The sequence below is a fragment of the Kitasatospora nipponensis genome (assembly GCF_039528135.1).
GTDB lineage: Bacteria > Actinomycetota > Actinomycetes > Streptomycetales > Streptomycetaceae > Kitasatospora > Kitasatospora nipponensis.
This window is the reverse complement of the sequence record NZ_BAAALF010000019.1, coordinates 19,596-38,397: the sequence shown is the minus strand read 5'-3', so window position 1 is coordinate 38,397 and position 18,802 is coordinate 19,596. Positions and strand designations below refer to the sequence as shown.

Here is an 18,802-nt window from a genome sequence, read left to right as displayed (position 1 = left end):
CCGGGGGGGGGGGGGCGGGGCGGGCGGGCGGGGACGACCGCGCCGGCGCCCGCGGCGCGGTTCGCGATGCCCGCCGAGTGGATGCCGCACACCCGCACCTTCATGGCCTGGCCGGCCCTGGAGGAGGTGTGGGGCGACCAACTGCCCGCCGTCCGCAACGACATCGCGCAGGTGGCGCAGACCGTCGCGCAGTTCGAACCGGTCGTACTGATGGCCCGGCCGGACCAGAGCGACCAGGCCCAGCAGCAGTGCGGGTCCTCGGTCGAGGTCGTCCCGTTGGCCGTGGACGACCTGTGGGCCCGCGACACCGGGCCGACCTTCGTCACCTCGGGGCGGGACCTGGCGGGCGTGGACTTCAACTTCAACGGCTGGGGCAACAAGCAGACGCACGCGAACGACAGCCAGGTGGCGGCCGCCCTCCTGCAGAAGTACGGCATCCGGCGCGTCCAGGCGCCGATCACGGCCGAGGGCGGTGCGCTGGAGGTCGACGGCGAGGGCACCCTGATGGCCACCGAGAGCTCGCTGGTCAACGAGAACCGCAACCCGGGCCGCAGCCGCGACGAGATCGAGGCCGCCCTGAAGGACCTGCTCGGGGTGCAGCGGGTCATCTGGCTCGCGGGGGTCGCCGGGCAGGACATCACCGACTGCCACGTCGACGCGCTGGCCCGGTTCGCCGAGCCGGGCGTGGTCGTCCTGCACCGGCCGGCTCCCGACACTCCCCCGAACATCTGGTCCCAGGCCTCCGACCAGGCGCTGGCGGTGCTCAACGCGAGTACCGACGCCAAGGGCCGCAAGCTGCGGGTGGTCGAGATCACCGAACCGGACTTCAACCAGCTCCAGAACCAGAGCAAGGACTTCCTGGCCACCTACCTCAACTACTACGTCGTCAACTCCGGGGTGATCGTGCCGCGTTTCGGCGACCAGGCGGCCGACGACCGGGCCGCCTCGACCCTGGCCGACCTGCACCCCGGCCGCAAGGTGGTGCAGGTCCCGATCGACGCCATCGCCGCGGGCGGCGGCGGCATCCACTGCTCGACCCAGCAGCAGCCCGCCACCGACGCGGCCGCCTCCTCGACCCGGTGACGCGGTGACGAGCGCCGGCCCGCGCCGCCGGGGCGTGCGCAGCTTCCTCGTGCTGGGCCTGATCGCGGCGCTGGTGGGCACCGGGATCGCGCTCTACCTCAACGAGCGCGACAGCCGCCAGGAGAGCCGGCAGCTGGGCGGCACCACGGCTGCCGCCTGGGTGGAGGCGCAGGTCGTCTCGCAGGAGGTGAGCGCCACCAACCAGGAGCTGACGCTCTACACGGTGCTGGTCCCGCACGGCACGTTGGCCGCCGCGCCCGACTCGCTGGAGTTCACCCGGGCCGTCGACGTGACGGTCACCTCGCTGACGACGACCACGCTGCACGTCACGGCGGGGCAGGCCGCCCAGACGCAGGCGCTCGCGGTGGGGATGTTCGGCGGCACGGCCAGTGACTACCCGTTCGACCACTACCGGCTCTCGGTCGGCTGGGAGGCCTCCGAGCACGGCACGCCGGTCCCGGTGACCCTGATGTTCACCGACGCCGACCCGTTCTTCGTGGTCCGCCCCGACGCCGACACCGGCGCCGTCGGCGAGCTGACCGTGCTGGACGCCAGGGTCAGCAGGTCGCGCAGCACGTTCATCCTGGCCTGGTTCATGATCGCGGCGATGTGGGCGCTCGCGCTGGCGGTCCTGGGCGGCGCGGAGGTGCTGATCCGCAAGCGGCAGGGGCTCGTCTGGCCCGCCCTGGGCTGGATGGCCGCCACCCTGTTCGCCCTGGTGGGGCTGCGCAACGCCGCGCCCGGCTCGCCGCCGATCGGCTGCCTGATGGACTACGTCGCCTTCTTCTGGGCCGAGGGGATCATCGCGGCCGGCCTCACCTGCACGGCGGCGTTCGGGATCCGCGCCGAGCGCCACGCGATGGCGGACTGAGCCCGCTCGGCCACCCCTTCCCCCCCCGCTCCCCCGGTCTCCGTCGGCGGATTGACCTCGCGCAACTTCTTGACCGAGCGCTTGGTCAGTTATAGCGTCCGGCCCACCGGCGGAAGTCCCCGCCGCCCAGGGACGAGGAGCCCTTGATGAACGATCAGAACGATCTGAACGACCGGAACGACGAGAACGACCGACGCGACCGGGTGGGGCCGAAGGTCCGCGCCGGCAGACCGGCCGCGTCCGGCGTGGGGGTCGACCGCCGCAGCCTGCTGGCGATAGCCGGCGCCACCACCGTCGGCGTGGTGTGGGCCGCCAACAGCGGCACCTCCCAGGTCGCCCGGGCCGACACGCCCGGCTGCACCCCCAGCCCCACCCCGACGCCCACCCCCACCCCGACTCCCACCGGCGGCACCGGCGCCCTCGCGGTACCGCTCGACAGCGTCCCGCACACCCGCACCTGGATGGCCTGGCCCGACGACCCCACCATCTGGACCGGCAGGAGCGGCAGCGGTGGGCGCGGCGGCCCGTCCCTGGCGGGCATCCAGGGCGACATCGCGCGGATCGCCAACACCATCGCGAAGTACGAGGACGTCTACGTCTGCGCCAACTCCGCGAGCGTCGCGGCCGCGAAGAAGGCCTGCAACGCGGCGCGCGTGACGGTGGTCGCGATCCCCGTCAACGACTGCTGGATGCGCGACTCCGGTCCGGTCTTCCGCACCGACGGCGCCGGGGGCCTGGACGCCATCGGACTGAACTTCAACGGCTGGGGCAACCAGCAGACCCACGCCAACGACGCGCTGCTCGCCGGCCGGGTCGCCGCCTACCTCGGCGTCCCCTTCACCGCCGCGGGTCTGGTCAGCGAGGGCGGCGCCATCGAGACCGACGGCGCCGGCACGCTGATGGCCACCAAGAGCAGCATCATCGACCCCAAGCGCAACCCCTCCCTCAGCCAGGCCCAGATCGAGGCCGCGATGTGCGCCGCCTACGGCGCCGCCAAGGTGATCTGGTTCAACGGGGTCGCCGGGCAGGACATCACCAACGACCACGTCGACGCGACCTCGCGCTTCCTGACCGAGGGCCGCGCGGTCGTCCAGCAGCCGAACTCCACCGACCCGCACGACGCCTGGTACACCGACGCGATCAGCCAGTACACCCTCCTCAACGGGACGGCCGACGCGCAGGGCCACGCGATCGCGGCAACCAAGATCGGCGGTCCCAACTACAACGTCATCCGCTCCACCAGCACCACCTTCGTCGGCTCCTACGCCAACTACTACGTCTGCAACGGCGCGGTGATCTCGGCGCAGTTCGGCGACACCAGCGCCGACGCGGCCGCCAAGGCCGCGCTGCAGAACCTCTTCCCCGGCCGGGTGGTCGAGCAGCTCAACATCGACAACGTCGGTGCGGGCGGCGGCGGCATCCACTGCGTCACCCAGCCGCAGCCCGCGCCGTAGGCAGCAGCGGACAGCCACCGCGGACCGGCCCCACCCCCTCGGTCGCCGGCCCGCGGTACCCCCTGGGGCACCAGGAGGCAGGACCCCACCGACACCGGCCCGCCACCGATCCGATTGGATGATCATCCTCGGCCCCGGGAGGCGGGGCCACTGCAGGCGGAGGGGTGCCGACCACGGTGAAGCAGCTGAACCGAGCACTGACGGAGCATCACTACCCGGGGCGCGGCGTGCTCTGGTGCCGGACGACCGACGGCTCCGCCCTCGGCGTCTACTTCCTGACCGGGCGCAGCCCGGCCTCGCGGGCCCGCACGCTGCACCGCACGCCCGCGGGCGAGCTGGTCGTCGCCCCCTCGGACGCGCGCGGGCACGACCACCTGCGGCACTACGTCGCCGCCCGGCAGAGCGGGCCGTGGCTGGTCTTCGGCAACGGCGAGCAGGTGGCCACCGTGGCCGACCGGCTGGCCGGCGAGCAGCCGCCCGCGGTGGCGCTGGACGGGCTGGACTACGAGCCGGACCCGCCGATCTTCACGCCGCGGCTGACCGTGGTCGTCGACGGCCGGGCGGGTGACCGGATCTGGTTCGGGGCCGCCCGGCGCAGTGCGGGGCGGCGTACCGGTACCGACCGGCTGACCCTGCGGATCGGCGAACCGGCGCCCGGGGAGGGGGTGTTGATGACGACGTACCGCTCCGACGGGCGGCAGGTCGCCACCGGCGATCCGTTCACCGAGGTCGGGACGACCGCGGGGAGCGCCGGCGACCTGCTGGCGGAGGTGTGGTCGGCGCTGCCGCCGCAGCTGCGGATCGCCGCCGCGGTCTTCGCTCCCGGTGGGCTCGCCCGGGCCGAGATCCGCCAGGCGGCGCCGGCCCAGGCCTGAGCGGGGCCCGGCGGCGGGTGGGGTGAGGCGGGCGGGGCGCAGGGGGCGGGGGCGAAGCCGGGCGGTACGCACTCTTGTGCGACCGCAAACGGGTCGCCTACCTTTCGAAGCGCGCAGCAGGATCGCGAAGTCGCCGCGGCAGAAGACGTGTTGTGCCCCCTGGCGCACCGCGCGCCTTCCGGCCGGGGCGACCGGCGCGGCGTCGGCTCCCCCACCCCCGCACGGCCCCCGCACGCACCCCCACCGGAGGAAACCACATGACGGTCCACGGACATCGCGCCCTCACCGCCCTGGCCGGCATCACGTCCGCCCTGCTCACCGCGGCGCTGGCCGCCGCCGCTCCGGCCACCGCCGCCACCTCCGCGGGCGGCGCGTTCCCGCACTACGACCACCTCCCGCACAGCAACCAGATCTGGGGTGGCTACGCCGTCACCGGCCAGAAGTTCACCTCGGTCAGCGGCAGTTGGAACGTCCCGGCGCTCGACTGCTCGACCGCCAGGAACAGCGCGGTCTCGCCGTGGATCGGTCTCGACGGCTGGAGTTCGAGCACCGTCGAGCAGATAGGCTTCGACCAGGACTGCACCAACGGCGTCGCCGGCTACTTCCCCTGGGTGGAGATGTACCCGGCCAACTCGATCTACTTCACCGAGACGGTCAGGGCCGGCGACCACATCACCGCCTCGGTCTCGGTCAGCGGCACCTCGTTCACGCTCACCGAGTCCGACACCACCCAGGGGTGGACCAAGACCTACAAGAAGTCCGGCAGCGACCAACTCTCCTCCGCGGAGGCGATCGTCGAGGACCTCGGCAGCAACATCCCCGCCGTCGCCAAGTTCGGGGCGATCAACTTCACCGGCGTGACGGCCAACGGCAGCCCGCTCGCGAGCGCCGGCACCCTGAACGCCACCAGCGTCGAGCGCGGCAACACCCCGCTGACCGCCAACTCCGGCGTCAGCGGCGGGAACTTCACCCTCAGCTGGCTGCACGCCTGAGCCACCGCCGGGCGGCGCCCGAGCCACGGGTGAGCGCCGGCGGGTGCCGGGCGGCCAGGGCCTGTCGGCCGCAGGTCGCCCGCACCCACCCGGCGTGTCAGCGCGGCCCGCCGGTGCACCACTCCAGGACGGCCCGGGCGCTGTGGTACTTGTTCTGCGCCTGCTCGAAGGCCAGGCTGCGGGGCCCGTCCAGCACCGCCGCGGTGACCTCCTCGCCCCGGTGCGCGGGCAGGTCGTGCAGGAAGACCGCCTCCGGGCTGGTGGCCAGCAGCGCCTCGTCGGCCTGGAAGGGCGCGAACGCGGTGCGCCAGTCGGGGTCGGCCTTGGTGGTCCCGGTGGTCTGCCAGCGCGTGGTGTAGATGACGTCGACGCTCGGCAGGGCCGTCATGTCGTGCCGCTGCTCGACGTGTCCGCCCCGGTCCTTGGCGCTCAGCGCGGCCTGCTCCAGGTAGCGCGGGTGCAGTCCGTACCCCTCGGGGGTGCGCAGGTGCAGTTCGGTGTCGGGGAAGCGGGACAGCGCCAGGCTCAGCGCCGAGGCGGTGTTGTTGCCCTCGCCGACATAGAGCACCCGCAGCCCCTCGATCCGGCCGAAGTGCCCCAGCAGCGTGGTCAGATCGGCCAGCGCCTGGGTGGGGTGCTCGGCCTCGCTCATCGCGTTGACCACCGACATCCGCTGCTGGGAGGCGAAGACCCGCAGCTCGGCCTCGCTGGCCGCGGTCCTGGCGACCAGCACGTCCAGCATCCCGGAGAGCACCCGGGCGGTGTCCTCGACGCTCTCACCGGTGTTCTCCTGGAGGTCGTCGGGGCCGTAGCTGATGACCTGGGCGCCCAGGCGCAGCGCGCCGGCGGAGAAGGCGGTCCTGGTGCGGGTGGAGGTGCGGCGGAAGAGGATCCCCACCACGTGCTCGCGCAGCGGCCGGTCCCGCTCGGCCCCGCCGGCCGCGAACTCGGCGCCGCGGCGGACCAGCGCGTCCAGGTCCTCGTCGGGCAGGTCGTCGACGGAGATCAGGTGGCGCCGGGCCCTCACCGCGCCCACCCCGCCGTGACGGCCTCGCGCAGCACGGCCAGGCCGCGCTCCAGGCGGACCCGGTCGATCACCAGCGGGGGCATCACCTTCACCACCTCGTCGTGGCGGCCGGCCAGTTCGACGATCAGGCCGTGCTCGAAGCAGGACCGCTGGACGCGCTCGGCCCGCGCCGCGCCGCCGACCGCGGCCAGGTCCAGGCCCAGCACCATGCCGCGGCCGCGCACCACGGTGCCGGGCACCGCCTGCGCGACGTCGGCGCCGAAGGCCCGCAGCCGCTCGGAGGAGGCCGCCAGGTCGCTGAGGAATTCGGGCTGCTCCCAGTAGTCCCAGGCCGCGGTGGCCGCCACGAAGGCGAGTTGGTTGCCGCGGAAGGTGCCGGTGTGCTCGCCCGGCTCCCAGACGTCGAGTTCGCGCCGCAGCAGCACCAGCGAGAGCGGCAGGCCGTAGCCGCCGATCGACTTGGAGAGGGTGACCAGGTCCGGCACGATGCCGGCCTGCTCGAAGGCGAAGAAGGTGCCGGTGCGCCCGCAGCCGGACTGGATCTCGTCGGCGATCAGCAGGATGCCGTGGCGCTGCGTCAGGTCGCGCAGCCGGCGCAGCCAGTCACCGGAGGCGGGGTAGACGCCGCCCTCCAGTTGGACCGGCTCGACGATGACGGCCGCCGGCAGGTCCACGCCCGACGAGGGGTCGGCGAACATCCGGTCGAGGTAGTCGATGGAGTCGAAGCTCCCGAACGGGCCGTCCTCGAACGGCACGAAGGTGACCTCCTGGGCGAGCACGCCGCCGGCCTGTCGGGCGCGCCGGCTGCCGGTCACGGCCAGCGAGCCCTGGGACATGCCGTGGAAGGCGCCGGTGAACGAGACGAACCCGCGGCGCCCGGTGACCTTGCGGGCCAGCTTGAGCGCGGCCTCCACGGCGTTGGTGCCGGTGGGGCCGCAGAACTGGACCTTGTAGTCGAGGCCGCGCGGGCGCAGCACCACCTGGTCGAGCCGGGTGAGGAACTCCCGCTTGGCGACGGTGAACATGTCCAGCCCGTGGGTGATCCCGTCGGCGGCCAGGTAGTCGGCCAGCCGGCGCTTGATCGGCTCGGGGTTGTGCCCGTAGTTGAGGGTCCCCGCGCCGCAGAAGAAGTCGAGGAACACCCGGCCGTCCTCGGTGAAGAGTTCGGCGCCCTTGGCCCGCTCGAAGACCACCGGGAACTTCCGGCAGTAGAGCCGGACCTCGGCCTCCATGGTCTCGAAGAGGGAGTGGTCCTCGGACGGTGGGCACTCGCGCAGCGCGGTGGGCCCGTCGTGCTGGAGGGGCATGGGTGATCCTTTCCGTGCGCTGCTCGACGGTGAGCAGCGGGAGTGGGGTCAGGTCCGGCTCCGGCGGGCGGCGCCGGCCTCGGCGGGCGCCACCGGATGCCCGGGCGGGCCGGTCGCCGGCGTGCGGCCAGCCTCCCGCCGGGGCGCCGCGGCGCAGAAGAGAAGGACCGGCAGTCCTGCGCGCACCGCGCCGGGCGGGTGCGCTTCGGCGGGCGGGCAGGGCTCAGCGGGTGGGCAGGGCTCGGCAAGCCGGCGGGGCTCCGCCGGCGGGTCGAGCAGGCCGTCCTCGAACGCCGCGCAGAGCGCCCGGGCCCCGGCCCGCGCCCGCGCCGGTCCGCAGACCACCGAGATCCGCCGGCTCTGCTGGGACAGCAGGTCCAGGCCGACGCCCGCGCCGGCCAGCGCCTCGCAGAAGGTCGCCACGATCGCGGGGGCGCTGCGCAGGCCGGCGCCGTGCAGGGTCAGCTCCGCCGCGTCCGTGTCCAGGACCGGGCGGCCGATGCCGAGCCGGCCGGCCGCCGCGCGCAGCGCCGCGTCCACCAGGGGGGCGCGCATCCGGGCGACGGTGAACACCAGCGCGCCGCCCGCCGGAGCGAACGCCATCGCACCGAGCGGCACGCCGAGGTCCCCGAGGGTGCGCAGCACCCCTGCGGGGGCGAGGGGGCGACCGCCCGCGCCCGCCACCGTGACCACGGCCTGCGTGAGCGAGAGGCGCACCCCGTGCACGATCGCCGCCTCGGTGGGCGGCCCGGCCGTTGACATGGGGTCAGCCTGCGCGCCGCGGTGCGGTGGGCAGAAGAGAAGGACCGGCAGTCCTGCGCGCAGCGCGACTGCGCCGGTTCTTCCCTATGGCCGCCCCCGTGCCGCGGGCCAGGCTTCCTCCACGAAGCCGGCGGAGCACCGCCGGGCACGCAGAGCGGGAGGAGAGCGACATGGCCGACGAGGACACCGACGAGCGCACCTACTACGTGGTCCGCAACGACGAGGAGCAGTACTCGATCTGGCTCGCGGAGCGGGAGATCCCGCTGGGCTGGAGCCGGGAGGGCACCGAGGGCACCCGCGAGGCATGCCTGGCGCACATCGACGTGATCTGGACGGACATGCGTCCGCTCAGCCTGCGTCGGCGCATGGAGCAGGCGAGCCGGATCGCATGAGGACCGAGGTTGGCCGCGCCACGGCTCCGCTGCCCGAGCGGTGCGTGCACGAGCGGTTCACCCGACGGGCGCTCGCAGCACCGCACGCCGTGGCCCTGGAGTTCGGCGACCGGCGGCTGACCTACGCCGAACTGGACGCCAGGGCCAACCAGGTGGCCCACCTGCTGCGCGCGAACGGGGTGGGGCCGCAGGTCCCGGTCGCGGTCTGCGCGCAGCGGGGGCCGGAGGTGGTGATCACGCTGCTGGCGGTCCTCAAGGCGGGGGGCCACTACCTGCCGCTGGACCCGGAGTACCCGGCGGAGCGGCTGGCGTTCATGCTCGCCGACTCCCGGGCGCAGGTCCTGGTCGTCCAGCCGCCGTTCGCGCAGCGCTTCGCCGACGCCGGCGGGCCGCACACCGTGCCGATGTCGCCCGACTGGTCGAGCGCGGCGGCGCAGCCCACCACCGCACCGCCCCTGGAGGTGGCGGCGGACGACCTGGCGTACGTGATGTACACCTCCGGGTCCACCGGCCGCCCCAAGGGGGTGGGGGTCACCCACCGCAACGTGCTGCACCTGGTCGCGGAGGGCGGCTACGCGGACCTGGGCCCGGAGCAGGTGCTGCTGCTGCTCGCCCCGCTGGCGTTCGACGCGGCGACCTTCGAGCTGTGGGGCGCGCTGTGCAACGGCGCCCGGCTGGCCGTGCTGCCGCCGGGGGTGCCGACCGCGGCCACCCTGGAGGAGGCGGTGCGGCGGCACGCGGTGACCCAGGTGCTGCTGACCTCCGGGCTCTTCCACCACGTGGTGCGCACCGGGCCGCGGGCGCTGGCGGGCCTGCGCCACGTGCTGGTGGGCGGCGACGTGATGCCCTCGGCCGAGGCGCGCGCGGTGCTGGAGCTCGGGGTGGAGGTCAGCAACGTGTACGGGCCCACCGAGTGCACGACGATCTGCTGTGCGCGGCGCGGGGTCAGCGCGGCCGAGACCCGGCGCAGCGTGCCGATCGGCACCGCCATCAAGGGCAGCAGCGCGTACGTGCTGGACGAGGAGGGTGCGCCCGCCGCGGACGGCGTGCCCGGGGAGCTGCTGATCGGCGGCCCGGGGGTCGCCCGCGGTTACCTGGGGCGGCCGGCGCTGACCGCGCAGCGGTTCGTGCCGGACCCCTTCGGCGGCGAGCCGGGCGCCCGGCTCTACCGCACCGGCGACCTGGCGCGCCGGGACGGGCGGGGCGTCCTGCACTTCCTGGGGCGGGCCGACCAGCAGGTCAAGATCCTCGGTCACCGGGTGGAACTCGGCGAGATCGAGGCCGTGTTGGGCAACCACCCCGAGGTGCGGGCGGCCGCGGTGACCGTGCACCTGACCGCGGCCGGGGACAAGCAGCTGGTGGGCCACGTCGTGGTCTCCCCGGCGCTGGACGGGCCCATCGGCGCGCCTCTGCGGGAGTACCTGCGCGAGCTGCTGCCCGGGTACCTGGTGCCCACGGCCTGGGTGCGGCTGACCCGGCTGCCGCTGACCGCGCACGGCAAGGTGGACCGCGCGGCCCTGCCGGCGCCCACCACCGGCGGGGACGGCGCGGGGCCCACGCCCGCCCCGCGCAACCCCGTCGAGCAGGCGGTGGCCGAGGTCTGGGCCGAGCTGCTGGGCCTGGAGTCGGTCGGCGTGCACGACGACTTCTTCGAGCTGGGCGGACACTCCCTGCTGGCCACCCAGATCGTGGCGCTGCTGCAGGAACGGTTCCCCGTCGACCTGCCGGTGCGCGCGGTCTTCGACGCGCCGACCGTCGCCCTGCTCGCCGAGGAGGTCCATCGCGCGATCGCCGAGCATGTCGCGCAACTATCCGATGCAGAGGTGGAGTCGATGTTGACGCAGGTGCACGAGGCATGAACACACCCGTGACCGAGCCCGCCGTGAGCGGCCCCGGCGACCAGCGGCGGGCGCTGCTCGACAGCCTGCTGCGGGCCGGCGGCCAGGGCGCCCGGCTGGGCGCCACGATGCCCCGGGTGCCGCGCGAGGAACCACTACCGCTCTCCTTCGCCCAGCAGCGGCTCTGGCTGCTGGAGAAGCTGCGCCCGGGCACCGCCGAGTACGTGGTGCCGATCGGCTGGGAGCTGCGCGGTCCGCTGGACGTCGCGGCGCTGCGCCGGGCGCTGGCGGAGGTGCTGGCGCGGCACGAGGTGCTGCGCACCCGCTACCTGGCCCTGGACGAGGTGCCGGCGCAGCTGGTGGATCCGGCCGGCGAGCTGGACTTCGCCGTGCTGCCGCTGCCCGGCCCCAGCCAGGCCGAACGCGATCTCCAGCTGGCCGACCTGATCGCCCGTCAGGCCAGGGAGCCGTTCGACCTGGGCGCCGGCCCTCCGCTGCGGGTGCGGCTGGCCCGGTTCGGCGAGGAGCACCACACCCTGCTGCTCACCGTGCACCACATCGCCTTCGACGGCTGGTCCACCGGCGTGCTGGCCCGTGAACTCGGGGCACTGTACGCGGCGTTCGCCCAGGGCCGGCCCAGTCCGCTGGCTCCGCTGCCGGTGCAGTACGCGGACTTCGCCGCCTGGCAGCGCAGATCGCTCGGCGAGGCGGCCACCGCGCGGCAGTTGGACTACTGGCGCGCCCGGCTGGCGGGCTCCACGGCACTGGAGCTGACCGGTGACCGGCCCCGCCCGCCGGTCTTCGACCCGGCCGGCGCCACGCTGCCCTTCACCGTGCCCGCCGAGGTCGCCCGCGCGCTGGCCGAGCTCGGCCGCGCCCGGGGGGCGACGCCGTTCATGGTGCTGCTGGCCGCCTTCCAACTGCTGCTGGCCCAGCACGCCGGGCGCACCGACGTCACGGTGGGCTCGCCGGTGGCCGGTCGCAGTCGGGCCGAGGTCCGCGACCTGCTGGGCTTCTTCGTCAACACCCTGGTGCTGCGCACCGACCTGTCCGGCGCACCGACCTTCGAGCAGGCCGTGGACCGGGTGCGGGAGACGGCGCTGGGCGCGTTCGCGCACCAGGACGTACCGTTCGAGCGCCTGGTGGAGGAGCTCGCCCCCGAGCGCGACCTGTCGCGCAACCCGCTCTTCCAGACCATGTTCGCGCTGAACTCCGCCGACGGCCTGGACTTCGCCGGCGCGGGGATGAGCGCCACCGAGCGCTCCATCCCCTGGCACAGCGCCAAGTTCGACCTGACGCTGCACCTGACCGAGCAGGCCGACGGCTCGCTGCGCGGGGTGGTCGAGTACGCCACCGCGCTGTTCGGGCGCGAGAGCGTGGCGGTGCTGGCGGAGCACTACGTGACGCTGCTGGGCGCGGTCGCCCGCGAACCGCGGACCGTGGTGACCGGCGCCACCCTGCTCTCCGCGCGGGAGCGCGAGCTGCTGACGCGGTGGAACCGGACGGCGGTGCCGCGCGAGCGGGAGGAGGTGCTGCACGGTCTGGTCCAGACGCAGGCGGACCGCAGTCCGGATGCGGTCGCGGTGCGCTTCGAGGACCGGCAGCTGAGCTACCGCGAACTGACCGGGCGCGCGCGGCGGCTGGCGCGGCGGCTGGGCGCGGCGGGGGTGGGGCCGGAGAGCGTGGTGGCCGTCTGCCTGCACCGCGCGCCGGAGCTGCCGGTGGTCCTGCTGGCGGTACTGCGGGCCGGCGGCGCCTACCTGCCGCTGGATCCCGGCTACCCGGCGCAGCGGCTGGCCTACATGCTCGCCGACTCCGGTGCGCCCGTGGTGCTGACCACCGCCGAGCTGGCCGCCACGCTGCCGGAACACCGGGCCCGCGTCGTCCTGCTGGACGACCCGGACGACCTGGACGGCACGGACGACCCGGGCGACCTGGACGGCACGGACGACCCGGGCGACCTGGACGGCACGGACGGCACGGACGATCAGCGGGACGAGACCCCGGTGCGGGTGGACCCGCTGGGGGCCGCCTACGTCATCTACACCTCCGGCTCCACCGGCCGCCCCAAGGCCGTGGTCAGCACGCACCGCGGCATCGTCAACCGCCTGCGCTGGATGCAGGAGTCCTACCGGCTCCAGCCTCACGACCGGGTCCTGCAGAAGACCCCGTTCAGCTTCGACGTCTCGCTCTGGGAGCTGTTCTGGCCGCTGATCACCGGTGCCACGCTGGTCGTCGCCCGCCCGGAGGGCCACCGCGACCCCGGCTACCTCGCCGAGACCATCTCGGCCGAGCGGATCACCACCACGCACTTCGTGCCCTCGATGCTGCGCGCCTTCCTCGCCGCGCTGCCCGACGGTGCCGCCCTCGCGCCGCTGCGTCGCGTGCTGTGCAGCGGCGAGGCGCTGCCCGACGACCTGGCCGCCGCCTTCCACGGCCACCGGGCCACCGGGCACGCCGAGTTGCACAACCTCTACGGCCCCACCGAGGCCTCCGTCGACGTCACCGCCGCGCGCTGCCTGCCGGGTGAGCCGGTCACCATCGGCATGCCGGTCGCCAACACCCGTACCCACGTGCTGGACCGCGACCTGCGGCCGCAGCCGGTCAACGTGCCCGGCCAGCTCTGCCTGGCCGGCGTGCAGCTCGCCCGCGGCTACCTGGGCCGACCGGCGCTGACCGCCGAGCGCTTCGTGCCCGACCCCGACCCCGACCACCCCGGCGAGCGGCTGTACCTGACCGGCGACCTGGCCCGGCACCATCCCGACGGCACGCTGGGCTACCTGGGCCGCGCCGACCAGCAGGTCAAGCTGAACGGCCACCGGATCGAGCCGGGCGAGGTCGAGGCCGCCCTGCGCGCGCACCCCGACGTGGCCGACACCGTGGTCACCGTCCAGGGCCCGCCCGGCCACCAGCGGCTGACCGCGCACGTGGTGCCGGCCGCGGACCGTCCGGCGCCCGACCCCACCGCGCTCCGCCGCCACCTGCGCCGGCAACTGCCCGAGCCGATGATCCCCACCGCCTGGACCACCCTGGAGCGGCTTCCGCTCACCCCCAGTGGCAAGGTCGACCACCGCGCGCTGCCCGCCGCCGACGCGCCGCGCTCCACCGCCGTCCACACCGCGCCGCGCACCCCCGTCGAGCAACTGATCGCCGAGGCCTGGGCGCAGGCCCTGGAGAGCGAGCGGATCGGGGTCCACGACACCTTCTTCGACCTGGGCGGCGACTCCATCCGGGCGATCCGCACGGTGGGCCGGCTGCGTCGGCAGGGGTTGGACCTGACGGTCCAGGACCTGTTCCGCTTCCAGACCATCGCCGAGCTCGCCGAGGCGATCGCCCCCCGCGGCGCGAGCGAACAGGCCGCCGCCCCGGCGCCGTTCGAGCTGCTTACCGCCGCCGACCGCGAGCGCCTGCCGGCCGGCCTGGTGGACACCTACCCGCTCTCCCAGGTGCAGGCCGGGATGGCCTACGAGATGCTGGCCGGCGCCGACCGCGGCCTGTACCTCAACACGCTGCTCTACCCGGTGCGCGAGGACGCGCCGTTCTCGGTGGACGCGCTGCGCGCCGCCGCCGCGCTGCTGGCCCGGCGGCACGAGATCCTGCGCACCTCGATCGACCTGGCCGGCTACGGCGAGCCGCTGCAACTGGTGCACCCCACCGCGACGATCGAGCTGGCCCACCAGGACCTGCGCGGGCTCGACCCGGCCGCCCGCCGGGCCGCGCTGGCCGCGGCCGCCACCCGCGAGCAGCACACCCCCTTCGAGCTGGCGAGGCCCTCGCTGCTGCGCCTGGGCGCCTGCCAACTGGATGAGGAGAACTGGCAGTTGTCGGTCTCCTACGCGCACGCCATCCTGGACGGCTGGAGCCAGAACTCGCTGGTCGCCGAACTGCTGGGCTACTACCGGGCGATCCGCGACGGACATCCCCCGGCGCCGCCCGCTCCCCCGGCGGCCCGCTTCGCGGACTCGATCGCGCTGGAGCGGCAGGCGCTGGACCGCCCGGCCGACCAGGAGTTCTGGCGCGACCGGGTGGCCCGCTTCGACGTGCTGCGGGTGCCCGAGGGGTGGGCGGCCGGCAGCCAAAAGGCCGACGGGACCGGCGCCCAGCCCGCGGCGGCCGTGGTGCACCAGATGGCCCGGATCGACTTCCGGGACCTGCTGCCGGGCCTGCGCGCGCTGGCCACCGAGGCCGGGGTGCCGCTCAAGAGCGTGCTCTTCGCCGCGCACCTGACGGTCCTGGGCATGATCAGCGGCCGTACCCGGGGCACCACCGCCTTCAGCACCGGTCTGGTCTGCAACGCCCGGCCCGAGACGGTCGACGGTGACCAGGTCCGCGGCATGTTCCTGAACACCGTGCCGTTCGCCGCCACACTGGACGCGGCGAGCTGGCCGGAGCTGGCCCGGGCGGTCTTCGCCGAGGAGACGGCCCTGTGGCCGCACCGGCACTACCCGCTGCCCGCCATGCAGCGCGCCTGGGGCCGGGGCCGCCCGCTGGTCGACGTCTTCTTCAACTACACCGACATGCACGTGCTGGCCGCGCAGGACATCGACTCGGACGACGTGCAGGACCGCACGCCCAACGAGTTCGGCCTCTCGGTCTCCACGCTGCCCGGGGTACTCGTCCTGGAGGCCTCCTCCGAGCGGATCGGGGCCGACGCGCTCGACCTGCTGGGCCGCACCTACCGGCACGTGCTGGCCGGCCTGGTGGCCGATCCGCACGCCGACCCCCGCCGGTGCACCCTGCCCGGGCCCGACCGCCGGGCGCTGCTGGAGCGCTGGACTCCCCCGGCGCCGGCCCTGACCGAGCGGGACCTGGTCACGCTCTTCGAGGACCAGGTCGCCCGCACCCCCGCGGCGCCGGCGCTGCTCTGCTCCGGCGAGCGGCTCGGCTACCGCGAGCTGGCCGACCGGGTCCACCGGCTCGCCGGCCACCTGCGCTCGCTGGGCGTGCGGCGCGGCGAGGTGGTCGGGGTGTTCCTGCAGCGCGGACCCGAGCTGCTGACCGCCCTGCTGGCGGTGCTCACCGCCGGCGCCGCCTACGTCCCGATCGATCCGGAACTGCCCGACGAGCGGATCGAGTTCATGCTCGCCGACACCGCGGCCTCGGTCCTGGTCAGCCAGGACGCGCTGAACGGGCGGCCGGCCCTGGCGGCGCACCCCACCCGGCGCACCGTGCGGGTGGACGGCGACGCCGCGCTGATCGCCGGGCAGCCGGCCGCCTTCGTCCGACCGTCACAGGACCCGCGGGACCTGGCGTACGTCATCTACACCTCCGGCTCCACCGGCCGCCCCAAGGGGGTGATGGTCGAACACCGCGACCTGGCCGAGTTCCTGACCGCGATGCAGGAGCGGCTGCGGGTGCCGGCCGGCAGCCGGGTGGCCGCGCTGACCACGGTCTCCTTCGACCCCTCCGTGCTGGAGCTGTACCTGCCGCTGCTGGCCGGCGGGTGCGTGGTGCTCGCCGACACCGAGCAGGCCCGCGACCCGCTGCGGATGGCCGCCCTGCTGGACGCCACCGCGCCGGCCCTCGTGCAGGCCACCCCGGTCACCCTGCGGATGCTGCTGGACGGGGGCTGGCGGGCGCCCGCGGGCCTGCTGGTGCTCAGCGGCGGCGAGAAGCTGGCGCCGGAGCTGGTGCGGCGCCTGGCCGCCGGCGGCGCCCGGGTGGCGGACCTGTACGGCCCCACCGAGACCACGGTCGGGGCCACCGTCACCGCCATGGCCGCCGACGGCGACTGCCGGGAGTGGTCGGCGCTGCGCGGTACCCGGGTGCACGTGCTGGACGGCCGGCTGGAGCCGGTGCCGGTCGGGGTGGTCGGCGAGATCTACCTGGGCGGCTCGGGCGTGGCCCGTGGCTACCTGAACCAGCCCGACCTGACCGCCGCCGCCTTCCTGCCCGACCCGCACGCCGACTCCGAGCACGCCGGTGCCGAGCAGGCCGGCTCCGAGCACGCCGGCTCCGAGCACGCCCGCTCCGGGGAGGGCGCCCGGCTCTACCGCACCGGCGACCTCGGCCGCCGCCGGCCCGACGGCCGGGTGGAGCTGCTGGGCCGCGCCGACCACCAGGTGAAGATCCGCGGCCACCGGATCGAGCCGGGCGAGATCGAGGCGGTGCTGCTCTCCAGCCCGCAGGTGCGCGCCGCGGTGGTCCATCCGGTGGCGCTGGCCACCGGCGAGGTCGACCTGGTCGGCTACCTGGTACCGGCCGACGGGACGGGCGCGCCGCGGATCGAGGAGCTGCGCGAGCTGCTGGCCCGGGCGCTGCCCCACTACATGGTGCCGGCGGCCTTCGTGGTCCTCGACCGGCTGCCGCTGACCGTCACCGGCAAGATCGACCGCCGCAGCCTGCCGGCGCCCGAGGCGGGCGGCCGACAGCGCGCCCACCACGCTCCGCACAGCGATGCGGAGCGGCTGGTCGCGGCCGCCTGGTGCGAGGTGCTGGGCCTGGAACGGGTGGGCGCGCACGAGGACTTCTTCGAGCTCGGCGGCCACTCCCTGCTGGCCACCCGGATCGCCCTGCGGCTGCGCACGAGCACCGGGCGCGACGTACCGGTGCGCGCCCTGTTCGACCGCCCCACGGTGGCCGCGCTGGCCGCCGCCCTCGACGGCTACCCCGAGGCCGTGCGGCCGACGGCCGCCCTGCCGCGCCTGACCGGCCGCCGACCGCGCACCGGAGGCACCCGATGAGCACGAACCCGTCCCCGAGGCCCACGCCCCCGGCGAGCGAGCCCCCGGCGGACCCACCACTGAGCCGCAACCGCGACTTCGTCCTGCTGTGGAGCGGATCGGCGCTGTCGATCGCCGGCTCGACGGCCTCCACGGTCGCCTATCCGCTGCTGGTGCTGGCGCTGACCGGCTCGGCCGCCGACGCCGGACTCGCCGGCTTCACCGCGCTGCTGCCCCTGTTGCTGCTGCCGGTCCCCGCCGGGGCGCTGGTGGACCGCTGGGACCGCAAGCGCCTGATGATCTGGTGCGACGTGATCCGCGGGATCGGGGCCGCGAGCATCGTGCTCGCGCTGGCCCTGGGGGCCCTGAGCCTGCCGCAGATCCTGGCGGTGGGGTTCGTCGAGGGATCGCTCTCGGTCTTCTACGAACTGGCCTCGTACGCGGCGATCCCCAACCTCGTCCCGGACGGCCGGCTGACCGAGGCGCTCTCGCGCGGCGAGGCCCGCGAGCGGGGGGCGACCACGCTCGGCACCCCGCTGGGTGGACTGCTCTTCGGGCTGGGGCGCGCGCTGCCGTTCGTGGTGGACGCGGTCAGCTACCTGGTCTCGGTCGTCACCCTGCTGCTGATCCGCAAGGACTTCCAGGCGACACCCCCGGCCACGGCCCCCGCGGCCGCGGCCATCGGGCCGGCCGACGAGCCCGCCGAGCGGCAGCGGCTGCTGCCGGAGATGGCGGCCGGCTTCGCCTGGCTGTGGCGCGATCCGTTCCTGCGCACCGCCGCGGTGGCCGTCGCGGGCAGCAACCTGCTCTTCCGGGCGCTCTTCCTGGTCGTGCTGGTGCTCGCCAAGGCGCGCGGTGCCTCGCCCGGCATGATCGGGATCTTCCTGGGAGTCGCCGGGGTCGGCGGGCTGCTCGGGTCGCTGGCCTCCTCCTGGTGCCAACGGCGGCTCTCCATGCGGGTCGTGGTGATCGGCGCGAACTGGGCCTGGGCGCTGCTGACGGTGGGCCTGGCGGTCAGCAGCAGCCTCTACCTGATGGGCGCGCTGTACGCGCTGATGTGGTTCGTCGGCCCGATCTGGAACGTGGCGGTGGCCACCCAGCAGTTGCGCAGCACCCCGGACCACCTGCAGGGACGGGTGCTGGGTGCCTCCGGCCTGCTCAGCGGCGGCGCGCTGCCGCTGGGGTCGCTGGCCGGCGGGCTGCTGCTGCAGTGGTACGGCACCGGGACCACGATGACCGTACTCGCCGTCTGGATGGTGCTGCTGGCCGGCGCCGTCACGCTCAGCCGGGCCGTGCGGCGCCCGCCGCCGCGTCCCGACCCCGACCCGGCCCCGGCCACCCGCACGCCGGTCGACCTGCCGTCGGGCTGACCGACCGCCTGGCTGATTGACCGTCAGATCAACCCGAACCGCCCGTCGTTCCGAACTGCTCCCCTCCCGCCACCCGATGACAAGGAAGCCCTGCGGTGACTCGCACCATGCTGAAGTCCACGATCCACCGGGCCGCGGTGCGCCCGGCCGGCCCGCACGACGGTGACCG

The 18,802-nt window shown here is 74.8% G+C and carries 12 protein-coding genes; 9 read left to right on the top strand and 3 right to left on the bottom strand.

Translation table 11 applies throughout. From position 1 onward, the window contains the following. From ABD323_RS08580 to ABD323_RS08560, 5 genes are all read left to right on the top strand, one after another. Positions 1-1,083, top strand: a 1,083-nt coding sequence (locus tag ABD323_RS08580; protein ID WP_344440639.1) for an agmatine deiminase family protein, incomplete at its 5' end; no start/stop codon positions are given. Positions 1,084-1,087: 4 nt separating this feature from the next. Further along, positions 1,088-1,954, top strand: a complete 867-nt coding sequence (locus ABD323_RS08575) for a DUF4436 family protein (RefSeq protein WP_344440638.1) — start codon at positions 1,088-1,090, stop codon at positions 1,952-1,954. A gap of 146 nt (positions 1,955-2,100) precedes the next feature. After that, positions 2,101-3,408 (top strand): agmatine deiminase family protein, encoded by a 1,308-nt coding sequence (locus ABD323_RS08570; RefSeq protein ID WP_344440637.1) that lies wholly within the window; start codon positions 2,101-2,103, stop codon positions 3,406-3,408. Between the two features lie 176 nt (positions 3,409-3,584). After that, positions 3,585-4,283, top strand: coding sequence for an IMP cyclohydrolase (locus ABD323_RS08565; RefSeq protein WP_344440636.1), 699 nt, complete (start codon positions 3,585-3,587; stop codon positions 4,281-4,283). A 257-nt stretch (positions 4,284-4,540) separates the two neighbouring features. Beyond that, positions 4,541-5,275 (top strand): G1 family glutamic endopeptidase, encoded by a 735-nt coding sequence (locus ABD323_RS08560; protein WP_344440635.1) that lies wholly within the window; start codon positions 4,541-4,543, stop codon positions 5,273-5,275. 97 nt (positions 5,276-5,372) lie between these two features. On the opposite strand, the gene ABD323_RS08555 is transcribed toward ABD323_RS08560, so the two are convergent. From ABD323_RS08555 to ABD323_RS08545, 3 genes are read right to left on the bottom strand one after another with little or no spacing between them, the layout of a single operon-like run. Then, positions 5,373-6,302 (bottom strand): ornithine carbamoyltransferase, encoded by a 930-nt coding sequence (locus tag ABD323_RS08555; protein ID WP_344440634.1) that lies wholly within the window; start codon positions 6,300-6,302, stop codon positions 5,373-5,375. Continuing rightward, positions 6,299-7,609 carry a diaminobutyrate--2-oxoglutarate transaminase gene (gene ectB / locus ABD323_RS08550; protein ID WP_344440633.1) on the bottom strand — a complete coding sequence of 437 codons (1,311 nt, stop codon included), beginning with the start codon at positions 7,607-7,609 and terminating at the stop codon, positions 6,299-6,301. Before ectB ends, ABD323_RS08555 begins: the two co-directional genes overlap by 4 nt. A gap of 48 nt (positions 7,610-7,657) precedes the next feature. Continuing rightward, entirely contained in the window at positions 7,658-8,371 is a 714-nt protein-coding gene (locus tag ABD323_RS08545; protein ID WP_344440632.1) for an ACT domain-containing protein, read from the bottom strand. Between the two features lie 170 nt (positions 8,372-8,541). Between ABD323_RS08545 and ABD323_RS08540 the strand changes: the two genes are divergently transcribed. From ABD323_RS08540 to ABD323_RS08525, 4 genes are read left to right on the top strand one after another with little or no spacing between them, the layout of a single operon-like run. Next, complete coding sequence (locus ABD323_RS08540) at positions 8,542-8,763, top strand: MbtH family protein (RefSeq protein WP_344440631.1); 222 nt, start codon at positions 8,542-8,544, stop codon at positions 8,761-8,763. Beyond that, on the top strand, positions 8,760-10,622 hold the full coding sequence (locus ABD323_RS08535) for an amino acid adenylation domain-containing protein (protein WP_344440630.1): 1,863 nt from the start codon (positions 8,760-8,762) through the stop codon (positions 10,620-10,622). Before ABD323_RS08540 ends, ABD323_RS08535 begins: the two co-directional genes overlap by 4 nt. Next, positions 10,619-17,284: an amino acid adenylation domain-containing protein gene (locus ABD323_RS08530; protein ID WP_344440629.1), complete on the top strand. Its 6,666-nt coding sequence runs from the start codon at positions 10,619-10,621 to the stop codon at positions 17,282-17,284. The genes ABD323_RS08535 and ABD323_RS08530 overlap by 4 nt, the downstream gene beginning before the upstream one ends. After that, on the top strand, positions 17,281-18,633 hold the full coding sequence (locus tag ABD323_RS08525) for an MFS transporter (RefSeq protein ID WP_344440628.1): 1,353 nt from the start codon (positions 17,281-17,283) through the stop codon (positions 18,631-18,633). Before ABD323_RS08530 ends, ABD323_RS08525 begins: the two co-directional genes overlap by 4 nt. Positions 18,634-18,802: the final 169 nt, after the last annotated feature.

What these genes read in the sequence shown, in the direction of transcription:
- ABD323_RS08570 (WP_344440637.1), top strand. Translation starts at nt 2,101, where the DNA reads ATGAACGATCAGAACGATCTGAACGACCGGAACGACGAGAACGACCGA.
- ABD323_RS08560 (WP_344440635.1), top strand. Translation starts at nt 4,541, where the DNA reads ATGACGGTCCACGGACATCGCGCCCTCACCGCCCTGGCCGGCATCACG.
- ectB (WP_344440633.1), bottom strand. Translation starts at nt 7,609, where the DNA reads ATGCCCCTCCAGCACGACGGGCCCACCGCGCTGCGCGAGTGCCCACCG.
- ABD323_RS08545 (WP_344440632.1), bottom strand. Translation starts at nt 8,371, where the DNA reads ATGTCAACGGCCGGGCCGCCCACCGAGGCGGCGATCGTGCACGGGGTG.
- ABD323_RS08540 (WP_344440631.1), top strand. Translation starts at nt 8,542, where the DNA reads ATGGCCGACGAGGACACCGACGAGCGCACCTACTACGTGGTCCGCAAC.
- ABD323_RS08535 (WP_344440630.1), top strand. Translation starts at nt 8,760, where the DNA reads ATGAGGACCGAGGTTGGCCGCGCCACGGCTCCGCTGCCCGAGCGGTGC.
- ABD323_RS08530 (WP_344440629.1), top strand. Translation starts at nt 10,619, where the DNA reads ATGAACACACCCGTGACCGAGCCCGCCGTGAGCGGCCCCGGCGACCAG.
- ABD323_RS08525 (WP_344440628.1), top strand. Translation starts at nt 17,281, where the DNA reads ATGAGCACGAACCCGTCCCCGAGGCCCACGCCCCCGGCGAGCGAGCCC.